Below are 12,936 nucleotides of genomic sequence, written 5' to 3' on the forward strand. Positions count from 1 at the left end.
GCATCGGCCGTTCCATAACCTCGCTGTGCAACTATGAATGCTACGGCCTGCTCGAGGGTAATGCCGTTTTATACCGGGCATTGATTTCGCTGGCGCCGCTGGAAACCATACTGAAATCGCTCAAGCCCTAGGCCGTGCCCGGATATCCGGAATGGAATTACGGAGCAAGCGTATTAGTGATTTTGACAGCGAGGCTTTCTACACCTTAAATGTTAATTTCTTCACAGCTTGCTGCTTCAACACCGGTAAAGTTCAAGTCTGTAAACATCGCAAGCATTGCAATTAAAAGCGCGAGGACTTTATAAGCGCCCATAAAAATCTACTTGTTTAGTGAACATTAATCTATAGACTGACACGCCTATAATTGCCCCGATAAAATTAAAACCGGCATCGGTCAAGGAGCCAAATCGGCCCGGCACGAATGTCTGATGCCATTCATCCAGAAAGCCATAACCAACCGTCAGTATCAGGGTCAGTATTAAAGTATAGGAAAATTTTGCAAACCAATTGCGTAAAGACCAAAGCCAAAGCCAGGCAAGCACTGCATAAAACGGGATATGAAGAAAATTCTGAAGGTTCGGCGATATCCATGTGAGCGGGTTTAAGGTATGGTTCGCAATGCCTTGATCGTCGGGAATGGAAGACAAGCAAAAAATCCCCGCCATATAGAGCAATGGCCAAATAATACTGGCGCGCAAGTTGTGATAATGAATCGCGTAAGTTTTTTGCATGGCAGGGATTGAATTATAGGCGGTTTTTTTGCAGCATCCTGATGCGGACTAAATGGAGCCGGCAGAAAGACTAATTTATAGTCAGCATATTATCCAGAGCCTTTTTAGCTAACCGCGCATCTTCTACGGGCACGGAAATCTGATTTATCACATGCCCTTCCGCGAGATTTTCCAGCACCCAGGCCAAATGTTGAGGGTCTGTTCTGAACATCGTTGAGCACATGCACAGGGCAGGCGACATAAAATGCACATTTTTACCCTGAGACTTACACTCTTCGTGCAGACGGTTGACCAGATTTAATTCTGTCGCAACCAGCCAGCGGGTATTGGCTTCGGCTTCGCGCACTGTGCGCAGAATAAACTCTGTAGAACCGATGTAATCGGATCTCTGGCAAACTTCAAACGAGGCTTCCGGGTGCGAGATTACTTTGGTTTCCGGAAAACGTTGCAGAAAGTTATCAATTTGTTCCGGCCTAAATACCTGATGTACCGAACAAAAACCCTTCCATAGGATTATTTTGGCATTTTTAATTTGCGCTTCGGTCAGTCCGCCCATCGGCTTGTTAAAATCCCAGACAAGCATTTCCTCCAGCGGAATGCCCATGCTGTAGCCCGTGTTGCGGCCTAAATGCTGATCAGGGAAAAACAGCACTTTGGAGCGTTTGGAAAAACTCCATTCCAGTATTTTCCGGGCATTGGACGAAGTACAGACAATACCGTCATGCTTGCCGCAAAAAGCTTTAAGGTCTGCGGCGGAATTAATATAGGTAATCGGCGTAAGCTCGGTTTCCACATTGATAATTCTGGCCAGTTCATCCCAGCACTTTTGAACCTTCGCCAGATTTGCCATATCAGCCATGGAACAGCCTGCCGCTAGATCCGGCAAAATGGCAATCTGCTCGGGCCGGGAGAGAATGTCGGCTACTTCCGCCATAAAATGCACGCCGCAGAATACGATGTATTCGGCATCCGATTTTGCCGCGTCCCTGGAAAGTTTTAATGAGTCGCCGGAAAAATCAGCATGTTTGAATACTTCATCGCGCTGGTAGTGGTGGCCCAGTACAACGCAACGTGTCCCGAGCCGGGCTTTAGCCGCAATAATGCGGGCATCGCATTCCTCATCATCGAGTAATGCATAATCTTGTATGGGTAATGCAGTAGAAATCATATTAATTCAGGTTTGAATTCAAAAATATTGATTAAATCAAGGCCGCTATGGTTAAAGATGTTCATTTTGTTGACCATTGCCAATCTAACCGTATAACGGTGATTTAATCCTCTAAAATTTATTAGACAGCTAATTTCTTTTCTATATCCCTGGTTTTGGCAAGTATGCGTATGCAGTATGTATACTGCAATAAATTGAAAACAAGAATTTACAAAAAACTTGATGGAGCCATTGGCTGAACCACATGCATTCTAACCAAAACCGATTTTTGCAAAGGTTATAAGGTTATGGTGTTAAAAGTGCTGATAAATATGTGCCTGCTGGACTGCTGAATGACGGAGTGGGATCACAACAGCCTTTAATAGAAAGAAAGATAAGCTCTGAAATAAACACTGGCATTACGGTTTCGCGATCTGCTATCGTGATATTATTATTGCTCTTAAACTTTCTCTTTTCCCGCAGGTTTAATCAGGCGAATTCCCAGCTCCCGCAATTGCTCATCTGTCACCAGGGCCGGGGCATTTACTAAAGGACATGCCGCTGACTGGGTTTTAGGGAAGGCAATTACATCGCGAATGGAAGCCGATCCGGTCATCAGCATGACTAAACGATCAAGACCAAAAGCCAGCCCGCCATGCGGGGGGGCGCCGTATTTCAAGGCTTCCAGCAGGAAGCCGAATTTTTCTTCGGCTTCTTCCTCGCCAATCCCCAAAATATTAAAAACGGTTTGCTGCATGGCTGTGCGGTTAATACGAATTGAACCGCCGCCTACTTCGGTGCCGTTTAACACCAAATCATAAGCGCGCGATAGCGCTGCGCCCGGGTTGGCTACGAGCGCTTCATCTGAACAGCTCGGCGCAGTAAAAGGATGATGAATGGCATTGTAGCGCTGAGATTTTTCATCCCAGTCAAACATCGGGAAATCGACAACCCAGACCGGCTTCCATTCACCTTCAAGCAGGTTAAAGTCATGGCCCAGCTTTACCCGCAAGGCGCCCATGGCTTCATTAACGACATTGGCCTTATCGGCGCCGAAGAAAATCAAATCACCGGTTTGCGCATTCGTTTTAGCAAGAACTTTCATCCAAATTGCATCCGGCGCAAATTTTAGAATCGGCGACTGCAAGCCGTCCATGCCGGCCTGGCGGTCATTGACTTTTATATAAGCCAGACCTTTTGCGCCATAAATGCTGACAAATTTTGTCAAGTCATCAATGTCTTTACGGCTTAAATCGCTTCCCCTAGGCAAGCGCAGCGCCACTACGCGGCCGTCAGGATCATTGGCAGGGCCTGAAAATACCTTGAAATCGACAGCTTTCATTTCCTCTGCAATATCGACCAGCTCAAGCAGAATTCGCAGGTCAGGACGATCCACGCCGAACCGGGACATGGATTCCTGAAAAGTCAGGCGCGGAAATTTGGCGTCCAGCTTGACATTAATCACCTTGGCAAACAGTTGCCGGATCATTTCTTCCATGATAGTCATAATCTCGTTTTCATCCATGAACGATGTTTCTATATCCAGCTGGGTAAATTCAGGCTGTCTGTCGGCGCGTAAATCTTCATCGCGGAAACAGCGCACGACTTGATAATAGCGATCCATGCCCGCAATCATCAGCATTTGTTTATACAATTGCGGGGATTGCGGCAGTGCAAAAAAGGCGTTTTCATGGGTACGGCTGGGCACGATATAATCGCGCGCGCCTTCGGGCGTGGCTTTGGTCAGATAAGGCGTTTCGATTTCGAAAAATTCATTATCATCGAGAAAATTTCGAAGCGTCCGCGTCACATCCCGGCGTATTTTCATTTTTTCCTGCATGGCCGTACGACGCAAGTCGATATAGCGATAGCGCAAGCGCAGTTCTTCATTGACTTCTATATCGCTTTCTACCGGGAAAGGCGGGGTTTCCGATTCGTTTAATATTTCAATCCGGGCGGCCAGCACTTCAATTTCACCCGAGTGCATATTAGGATTAACCGTGCCGGCAGGCCGATCCCGAATTAGCCCTTTAATACTTAAAACATATTCACTGCGTGCGCTTTCGGCCACTGCGAAAGTTTCCGGAGAATCCGGATCAAATACCACTTGTACGAGACCTGTCCGATCTCTCAGATCGATAAAAATGACTCCGCCATGATCTCTGCGCCGATGAACCCAGCCGAATAACTCAACTGCTTGTCCTGAGTGATGTTTGTTTAATTCTCCGCACTTGTGCGTACGCATAAATTCTCTCTGTTAATCCCAAAAGCTGTCGATAGTACTTGCTTGAACTCCCTTATGCAAGACGGTGCTAATGATCGCCGCAGCTGCCGCCCGAAGGGCAGGCAGCGGGCTTTGAAGTCGACGAAGCGGCTGGGGAAGTAGCGGTCGAAGACGCCGTACTTGAGCTGCTGCTTTCACCGGCTACATTTTTCCTTGAGCCGCTTTTAAAGTCAGTTTCGTACCAGCCGCTTCCTTTTAATCTGAATCCTGCCGCTGAAATCTTTTTTATCAGTTCCGGCTTGTTGCAAGCCGGGCAGTAAATTAATGGTTCGGCGCTGAATTTTTGTAAAGCCTCATGCTCATGACCGCATGATTGACAGTGGTACTCGTAAATTGGCATTACTCACTCCGATAAGAAAAATAATAATAAAACTGAAATGAAGGGTCTGTGTTAGTTTTTCAAGACCGTTACTATAAAATAGTCATCTATTCTACAAAAAAGAACTTATATAATGAAGAGATTAACCATTACCCGTCCTGATGACTGGCATGTGCATGTCAGAAGCGGCGCTATTTTAAAAACGGTCATGCCCCATACCGCGCGGCAATTCGCCCGCGCAATCATCATGCCCAACCTGAAGCCGGCTGTTGCGACAGTGTCTCATGCTTTGGCTTACCGGCAAGAAATTCTTCAGGCGGTTCCTGAAACAGTGTGTTTCAAGCCGCTGATGACGCTCTATCTTAGCGGTTCGACAACCCTGGCTGAAATTAAAAAAGCCGCAGAATCTGAATATGTCCATGCCTTTAAACTTTATCCGGCCGGCGCGACTACCCATTCCGACTCGGGCGTTGCCGATATAAAGGCCGTCTACCCGTTGTTTACGGCAATGGAAAAATATGACCTGCCGCTGCTCATTCATGGCGAAGTCACCGATGAACACTGTGATATTTTTGACCGCGAACGGGTGTTTGTTGATACTACTCTGACGGATATCGTTCGTACTTTTCCGGGTTTGCGCATTGTTGTCGAACACGTTACCACTACAGAAGCCGTCCAGTTTGTGCAAGGGGCCGGCAGCAATATTGCCGCAACGATTACCCCTCAGCATCTGATGTACAACCGTAATATCCTTCTGGCAGGCGGCATTCGCCCGCATTACTATTGCCTGCCGATTATAAAACGCGAACGCCATCGGCTGGCATTGGTTGCTGCCGCCACCAGCGGTAGTACAAAATTTTTTCTGGGCACAGACAGTGCCCCGCATTTATCCTCGTTAAAAGAAACAGCTTGCGGCTGTGCAGGCTGTTTCAGCGCGCACGCTGCGCTGGAACTTTACGCAGAACTATTTGAACAGGCTGGGGCCCTGGATAAACTGGAAGGTTTCGCCAGTTTTTTCGGTCCGGATTTTTATCGGTTGCCCAGGAATTCAGACTTTGTCACGCTGGAAAAAACCTCCTGGAAAGTTCCGGCTGTTTATGGACAAAATGGCATAGCGATTACTCCGCTCAAAGCGGGCGAAGAGCTATTCTGGAAGCTGCAATCACAAGGGGCATAAAATAGCTCAGCAGCAGTTACTGCCCAGTTATATGTCATTGAAAGTATAATTAATAGGGTTGAACAGGCGCTAAATCATCCTTATCGAATTCTTCCTCATCTTCCAGCAAATGAGTATCTTCAGGCACATTACCGTCGTTAATCAGGTATTCCCGCTGCTGGAAATAAGCGCTTTTAAAAAATGCATACCGGTCTAAAGCCGCCTCCGACGCAACCCTTTCAGTTTCCAGATTATCTGCACGCTGATCGGTAGCATTTACAGCGAACAGTCCGCTAGTGATAACGCCGCTGTCAAGATAACTGATAGGATTCATGGCCGCATCCCCGAGCAGGCCGCCAACGCCGCGCGGAGAACTGGAGCCCAAAAACGGCAGCACCAGATAAGGACCGGAAGGCAGACCCCAAACGCCTAGTGTCTGATCAAAATCTTCCTTGTGCTTGGGTAAATCAATCGTTGTCGCGGCATCGACAAAACCTCCGAGACCGACCACCGTATTGACAATAAACCGGGATCCGTCCCTGCCGGTTTGCGCCAGTTTCCACTGCAGCAAATCGTTAAGGGTTACGCCCATATCGTTAAGGTTGCTGAAAAAATTAGTCACACCGCGGTCGGCGAATGCCGGCATGACCCATTGATAGCCTTTGGCCACCGGTTTCATGGCATACTGGTCAAAATTATCATTAAACACCTGTACACCTCTATTCCATCCTTCCCAGGGATCCCGGGGGTCTTCCGAGGTAGTTGCACATCCTCCCAGTATTGCAATCAAGGCGAGATAACCCAGTTGTACAAGCAACTTTTTCTTTTGCATTTTATCCCCTCCAGTTTTGCTATTATTTTTATTACATGTTGATTTTCGCGTAACATATCATAAACAGATCAAGCCATCGAGCACCCCATCCTTACTTCTCATCACTTTAATTCTCTGTATAACTCCATAATGGATACCCCAGCCATCCCTTTAGGCAAGCGCTTTAGAGGATTCCTGCCGGTTATTGTCGATATAGAAACGGCCGGCTTTAATCCCAAAAAAAATGCCCTGCTGGAAATTGCGGCAATTATTGTTGAATACAATAGCAACGCTGATCTGGAAATCACCGAGCGCTACTCCACGCATGTCATTCCCTTTAAAAATGCCGAACTGGACGAAGCGGCTCTTAAATTTAACGGCATAGATCCGCATCATCCTTTTCGGATGGCTATTGATGAGAAAGAGGCGCTGCACATGCTGTTTAAACCCATCAAGAATGCGGTCAAGCGCAACGACTGCAACCGCGCCATTCTGGTGGGTCACAATCCGGCTTTTGACATTAATTTCCTGAATGCGGCTATTTACCGAACGCAAACCAAACGCAGTCCTTTTCATCCTTTCAGCACCTTTGATACGGCGACACTGGGGGGACTGGTTTACCAGCAAACCGTCCTGGCTAGAATTGCTCAGGCGGCAGGCATGGAATGGGATAACGAAAAAGCCCATTCGGCATTATATGATGCAGAACAGACCGCTGAAATATTTTGCAGGATTGTCAATCGCTGGAAACAACTCGAATTACGGGATTCGGGTTCAGGAGAAATATGCCCATAGAGCTGAAGCGAAAGGCTCTATGGGCAGAATAAGCTACCCGGACTTATTACACTGTATTTATTACACTGTGCCGTTGACGGCTGCCAGCATCTTTGGCAATTCACCTTTTTTATACAAATCAATGACAATGTCACAGCCGCCTATCAGTTCGCCGCCGATATAGAGCTGCGGATAGGTCGGCCAGTTTGAATACGCCTTAAGCGCTTCCCGAAGCTCAGGATCTTCAAAAATATTCACATGTATATATTTTGCCTGACAGGCATCGAGTATCTGAACCGTTTGGCCGGAAAAGCCGCATTGAGGGAAGTCAGGTGAACCTTTCATGTATAAAACTACCGGATTATTTTCAATCTGGTCTTTAATTCTTTCTATAACGTTCATAATAGTCGCTCAACAAAATTATTTGGACCGGCTAATCTTATCAACTTTATGGCCCTGAAAAAAGTAAATCTTGCAATTCAATCTTGCTTGGTAATAAATTGAAAACTATAATCAAAAACTTTTTAACAGGGGCAGATTGCGCCTGTTTTTGCTTACAGGATGCTCAATGACCAGCCATATTATGCCAACCTATGGACGCTTGCCGGTGACTTTTGAAAGAGGCGAGGGCGTATGGCTGTGGGATGAAAAGAATAACCGTTATCTGGATGCCTTATCCGGCATTGCCGTATGCAATCTGGGGCATGCACATCCGGCTATCCATGCAGCTATCTGTAAACAAAGCAGAGCCTTGCTGCATACGTCGAATTTATACGGCATAGCCAAGCAGGAGCGATTGGCTGTAAAACTGGCTGAGCAAAGCGGCATGGATAACGTATTTTTTTGTAATTCCGGCGCCGAAGCCAATGAAGCCGCAATCAAGCTGGCACGCATGTATGGTCATGAATCAGGCATAGACAAGCCGGCGATTATCGTCATGGAGAAAAGTTTCCATGGACGGACCCTGGCAACGTTAAGCGCTACCGGCAATTCAAAAGTGCAGCAAGGTTTTGCGCCATTGGTGGAAGGGTTTATCCGCGTTCCTTATAATGACGTCAGCGAAATCAAACTAGAGCTTGAACAGCATAAGAATATCGTTGCCGTTTTAGTTGAACCGATTCAGGGAGAAGGGGGCGTCAATATTCCCGGGGAAGATTATCTTAACCAGATACGCAGTCTTTGCGACCGGCATCATGTGCTGATGATGCTCGATGAAATCCAGACCGGGATCGGCCGCACCGGGGAATTTCTTGCATATCAGCACAACAATATCATCCCCGATGTCTGCACATTGGCCAAAGCCTTGGGCAATGGCGTGCCTATCGGCGCCTGTCTTGCTCATGGCAAGGCCGCGCAGCTGTTCACAGCAGGCAATCACGGCTCTACTTTCGGCGGCAACCCCTTAGCCTGCAGCGCAGCGTTAGCGGTATTGGAAACCCTGGAGCATGAAAACCTGATTAATTCGGCTGAGCAAAAAGGCAATGCTATTTGTTCCGGGTTTACTGAACACTTACGGAATAATGAGCATATTGTTGATATTCGCCACAAAGGCCTGATGATCGGCATTGAACTCGATAAACCCTGCGCAGAGCTGGTTAAATCAGCGCTGCAACAGGGATTATTGATAAACGTTACCAATGAAAAAACCATCCGTTTGTTGCCGCCCTTGATCATCAATGATCAGGAAATTAATCAACTCGTTATCACTTTAACGACTCTGATTCAAGACTACACGGCTCATCTGCATACAACGCAAACCTATGAATCCCAGACACTTTATAAGCCTGCTTGATTTAACCGGCGAAGAATTTCGCTATCTTATCAGTAGAGCCATTGAACTGAAAAATAATCGCGACCCTGATTATCAGCCTTTAAAAGGCCAGGTATTGGCGATGATTTTTGAAAAATCATCGACGCGCACGCGAATTTCCTTCGAAGCCGGAATGACTCACTTTGGCGGCAGCGCATTATTTTTATCGCCCCGGGATACACAGCTGGGGCGTGGGGAACCGCTGCAGGACAGCGCCAAAGTTATTTCCCGCATGGTCGACGGCATTATGCTGAGAACCAACAAGCATGAAACAGTGACAACATTCGCCCAGCATTCCCATGTTCCCGTTATTAACGGTTTAACTGACCAGCAGCATCCTTGCCAGCTACTGGCGGATATGCAGACCTATTTTGAACATCGCGGCGATATTAAAGGCAAAACTGTAGCCTGGATCGGCGACGGCAATAATATGTGCCATTCCTACATACATGCCGCGAGCGTGCTTGATTTTAAATTGCACATTGCTTGCCCTTCCGGTTACCAGCCTGTAAAAGCTATTGTAGAGAGCGCCGGTGATCGTATCAGGTTTTTTGACACAGCCCTGGAGGCCGCTAAAAACTCCGATCTTTGCGTCACTGATGTATGGGCCAGCATGGGGCAGGAGGAAGAACTCAAACAACGCGAACATGCCTTTAAGGATTATCAGGTAAACACAGCCGTTATGAAGGCAGCAAATGATAGGGCCTTGTTCATGCATTGTTTGCCGGCACACAGGGGCGAGGAAGTCAGTGCTAATGTTATAGATGGGCCGCAGAGTGTGATATTCGATGAAGCTGAAAATCGGCTGCATGTTCAAAAAGCATTGCTGGAGTTTCTCATGGGTAAAAAATAGCGTTATAGTTGCTTCCTTTGACGACTAACTAATAGGATTCAAGTGAAAAAAATACTGATATCTTTGTATGTTTTACTGGTAGTTTTTGCTTCAGCGCAGGCTGAAACAGTCTATGTTACGGATAGTTTGAATTTATCCTTAAGGAGCGAACCCAGCAATCAGAGTAAAGTAGTAAAACTGCTTCCTACCGGAACTCCTCTAACGGTTATAAGCGAGAACAAAAAAACCGGTTTTACTCATGTTCGCCTGGAGAACGGCATCGAGGGTTACATGCCGACGCGTAATACCATAAAGGAACCTCCCAGCCGCTTTCAACTGGAAACAACCAATAAAACCCTTGCTTCCTTACAAACAGAAAATGCCTCCCTCAAAGCTGACATTGCCAAACTAAGAGACTCTATCACTCCAGGCACGTCTATTGAAAAGTCTTTAGCCGCAGAACGGGATCAGTTAAGCAGGGAACTTAGTGAATTGAAAAAAAGTGCTGCCAATACCTTACAATTAAAAAATGAACGGGATGAACTTCAGGAACGCGTGGTCAATGTGGAGCGGGATCTGCAGCAGTTTAAACTTGAAAACCAGGCATTGAAGGATAGTTCCAAACAGGACTGGTTTTTATACGGCGGCGTACTATCTCTGGCCGGCGTTCTTTTCGGATTTATTCTGCCCAAAATCGGCTGGCGCCGAAAAAACAGCGGCTGGGACAGTTTTTGAAGCTTTATGTTTGCCTGGCTAGCAGTTAAACCACAACCTTTATTTACATAACAACCTCGGGAAATTCTTGCATGGCTAATTCAGGCGACACTACACGTACCTATTCTTCTTTGGTCGTTGACGGCATGGAGCGCGCGCCAAGCCGCGCCATGCTGCACGCCGTCGGTTTTAAAAATGAAGACTTCAAAAAACCGCAAATAGGCATAGCCTCAACCTGGAGCATGGTCACGCCCTGCAACATGCACATCAACAAACTGGCTGATGCAGCGGCGTCGGGGGTTGACAATGCCAATGGCAAGGCCGTTATTTTTAATACCATTACGATATCCGACGGCATATCGATGGGCACTGAAGGCATGAAATATTCGCTGGTGTCGCGTGAAGTCATTGCCGATTCGATAGAAACCGTCGTCGGCTGCCAGGGTTTTGACGGTATTGTTGCGATTGGCGGCTGCGATAAAAATATGCCGGGCTGCATGCTTGCCCTATTACGACTGAATCGTCCTGCCATCTTCGTTTATGGCGGCACCATCATGCCGGGATGTCACAAAGATAAAAAACTGGATGTTGTTTCCGTCTTTGAAGCAGTCGGCGCCAGAGCCAACAACCAGATCGATGATGCCGAACTTGCTGAAATTGAAGCCAAGGCGATTCCGGGAGCTGGTTCTTGCGGCGGCATGTATACCGCCAACACGATGGCTTCCGCGATTGAAGCCCTGGGCATGAGTCTGCCGAACAGCTCCGCCCAGGCGGCTATATCAAACGATAAAAGGCTGGACTGTGAACGCGCCGGCGCCGCTGTACTGGAACTGCTGAAAAAAGACATCAAACCCAGCGACATCATGACCAAAGCCGCGTTTGAAAATGCGATCACTGTCGTTATTGCCCTCGGCGGCTCTACCAATGCGGTATTGCATCTACTGGCGATGGCCAACGCCGGCAATGTTGACATTACCCTGGATGACTTCACCCGTATCGGCAAGCATGTGCCATTGCTTGCCGATTTAAAACCGAGCGGCCGTTACCAGATGGCCGAACTGATCGAAATTGGCGGCATTCAACCTTTAATGAAAATTCTGCTCGACAAGCGCTTGCTGCACGGCGACTGCCTGACCGTAACTGGCCTTACCCTGGCGGAAAATCTTAGCCGTGTAGAACCTTATCCGAATGGACAGGATATGATTCATTCGCTGGACAATCCAATTAAAAATAACAGCCATATTGTGGTTTTATACGGCAATCTTGCCTCCGGAGGCGCCGTTGCCAAAATTACCGGCAAGGAAGGCCTGCGCTTTACCGGCAAGGCTAAAGTCTTCGATACCGAAGAGCAGGCGCTGCACAGCATCCTGAATGGCGGCATCGTTAAAGGCGATGTTATTGTAATTCGCTACGAAGGACCTAAAGGCGGCCCGGGAATGCGGGAAATGCTGTCGCCTACATCGGCGATTATGGGCAAGGGCCTGGGCAAGGATGTCGCCTTGATCACCGACGGCCGCTTTTCCGGCGGCACGCACGGCTTTGTCGTCGGGCACATTACGCCGGAAGCCTATGTGGGCGGGCCGATAGCAATCATCGAAAATGGCGACATCATTACTATTGATGCGGAAAACAATGAATTGAAGCTGGTTATCAATGAACACGAAATAGCGCGCCGTCTGGAAAAATGGCAGCAACCGGCGCCCCGTTATACGCGGGGAGTTTTGGCGAAATATGCAAGGCTGGTCAGTTCTGCATCGCTGGGAGCAGTGACGGATAATCTGGATTAATTGCTGGGCGGGCTGGGTAAGGAAGCCCGACAATATCGTCCATCCAGGAACCCCAACCCCGAAAACTATTCCTAACTGCATTCAAACCCACCTCGCCTGGTTTTTAATCTGATCAATATTGCCCGCATTCGCCTCAGTTTCGGTAAAGCCAGGGAAGATTACGATTCAGTTATGGCTATGGATGACACTATTCACGCCAGACTTTCCAGACTTTCAGCGTTTAAACCCGAACGGCGGAATTCTGCGGTGACTGGAAAGGATATCGGCAGTGATCGGCTCCAGGAAATTTAGGCAGTAAATTACGTCATCGACGCCACGGTTGCGCCCGGGCCAGCCGCTTCGTTTTCGAATGGAAAATTCCTGCAACCATACCGGAAAACATAACTCCAGCACTTCCGGATCGGTAATCTGCGAGTTGGTCATGGGCGTGGGCATCGCAGCCGCCAAAACCGGCCCCTGCCCATACGTCCACCGGTTCGTAATATGGGTAGCGGTCATTGCCGAAGATGAAATTGTTCATCGAGATCAAGGGGCGGCCAGCACGCGGACTGTGACGTACAAAGCCTCTACG

The 12,936-nt window shown here is 47.8% G+C and carries 13 protein-coding genes; 6 read left to right on the top strand and 7 right to left on the bottom strand.

Translation table 11 applies throughout. The features are described from left to right. Window positions 1–299: 299 nt before the first annotated feature. From HUX64_RS14360 to HUX64_RS14375, 4 genes are all read right to left on the bottom strand, one after another. Window positions 300–731 carry a VanZ family protein gene (locus tag HUX64_RS14360; protein ID WP_174626907.1) on the bottom strand — a complete coding sequence of 144 codons (432 nt, stop codon included), beginning with the start codon at window positions 729–731 and terminating at the stop codon, window positions 300–302. 70 nt (window positions 732–801) lie between these two features. Continuing rightward, window positions 802–1,899, bottom strand: a complete 1,098-nt coding sequence (gene nadA, locus HUX64_RS14365; protein ID WP_174626908.1) for a quinolinate synthase NadA — start codon at window positions 1,897–1,899, stop codon at window positions 802–804. Between the two features lie 439 nt (window positions 1,900–2,338). Then, window positions 2,339–4,123 carry an aspartate--tRNA ligase gene (gene aspS, locus HUX64_RS14370; protein ID WP_174626909.1) on the bottom strand — a complete coding sequence of 595 codons (1,785 nt, stop codon included), beginning with the start codon at window positions 4,121–4,123 and terminating at the stop codon, window positions 2,339–2,341. Window positions 4,124–4,190: 67 nt separating this feature from the next. Next, on the bottom strand, window positions 4,191–4,502 hold the full coding sequence (locus HUX64_RS14375; RefSeq protein WP_174626910.1) for an FmdB family zinc ribbon protein: 312 nt from the start codon (window positions 4,500–4,502) through the stop codon (window positions 4,191–4,193). Between the two features lie 112 nt (window positions 4,503–4,614). Here HUX64_RS14375 and pyrC point away from each other — a divergent pair, with 112 nt between their 5' ends. Next, window positions 4,615–5,658, top strand: a complete 1,044-nt coding sequence (gene pyrC / locus HUX64_RS14380) for a dihydroorotase (RefSeq protein ID WP_174626911.1) — start codon at window positions 4,615–4,617, stop codon at window positions 5,656–5,658. Window positions 5,659–5,707: 49 nt separating this feature from the next. On the opposite strand, the gene HUX64_RS14385 is transcribed toward pyrC, so the two are convergent. Further along, entirely contained in the window at window positions 5,708–6,469 is a 762-nt protein-coding gene (locus HUX64_RS14385; protein ID WP_174626912.1) for an MlaA family lipoprotein, read from the bottom strand. Window positions 6,470–6,598: 129 nt separating this feature from the next. On the opposite strand from HUX64_RS14385, the gene rnt reads away from it, so the two are divergent. Beyond that, window positions 6,599–7,243 (top strand): ribonuclease T, encoded by a 645-nt coding sequence (gene rnt, locus HUX64_RS14390; RefSeq protein WP_174626913.1) that lies wholly within the window; start codon window positions 6,599–6,601, stop codon window positions 7,241–7,243. A 60-nt stretch (window positions 7,244–7,303) separates the two neighbouring features. Here the strand turns inward: rnt and grxD are convergent, their stop codons facing one another. Then, entirely contained in the window at window positions 7,304–7,624 is a 321-nt protein-coding gene (grxD, locus tag HUX64_RS14395) for a Grx4 family monothiol glutaredoxin (protein WP_281355340.1), read from the bottom strand. Window positions 7,625–7,790: 166 nt separating this feature from the next. Here grxD and HUX64_RS14400 point away from each other — a divergent pair, with 166 nt between their 5' ends. The 4 genes from HUX64_RS14400 (at window position 7,791) to ilvD (ending at window position 12,365) form a co-directional block, all read left to right on the top strand. Next, window positions 7,791–9,014: an aspartate aminotransferase family protein gene (locus HUX64_RS14400; RefSeq protein WP_174626914.1), complete on the top strand. Its 1,224-nt coding sequence runs from the start codon at window positions 7,791–7,793 to the stop codon at window positions 9,012–9,014. Next, window positions 8,983–9,885 carry an ornithine carbamoyltransferase gene (gene argF / locus HUX64_RS14405; RefSeq protein ID WP_174626915.1) on the top strand — a complete coding sequence of 301 codons (903 nt, stop codon included), beginning with the start codon at window positions 8,983–8,985 and terminating at the stop codon, window positions 9,883–9,885. Before HUX64_RS14400 ends, argF begins: the two co-directional genes overlap by 32 nt. Before the next feature lie 42 nt (window positions 9,886–9,927). Then, window positions 9,928–10,599: a TIGR04211 family SH3 domain-containing protein gene (locus HUX64_RS14410; RefSeq protein ID WP_174626916.1), complete on the top strand. Its 672-nt coding sequence runs from the start codon at window positions 9,928–9,930 to the stop codon at window positions 10,597–10,599. Window positions 10,600–10,670: 71 nt separating this feature from the next. After that, a complete protein-coding gene (gene ilvD, locus HUX64_RS14415) occupies window positions 10,671–12,365 on the top strand; it encodes a dihydroxy-acid dehydratase (RefSeq protein WP_174626917.1) in 1,695 nt (564 codons plus the stop codon). 213 nt (window positions 12,366–12,578) lie between these two features. On the opposite strand, the gene HUX64_RS14420 is transcribed toward ilvD, so the two are convergent. Beyond that, a complete protein-coding gene (locus HUX64_RS14420) occupies window positions 12,579–12,863 on the bottom strand; it encodes a hydantoinase B/oxoprolinase family protein (RefSeq protein WP_174626918.1) in 285 nt (94 codons plus the stop codon). Window positions 12,864–12,936: the final 73 nt, after the last annotated feature.

This window comes from Candidatus Methylobacter favarea, assembly GCF_902806695.1.
Lineage (GTDB): Bacteria > Pseudomonadota > Gammaproteobacteria > Methylococcales > Methylomonadaceae > Methylobacter_B > Methylobacter_B favarea.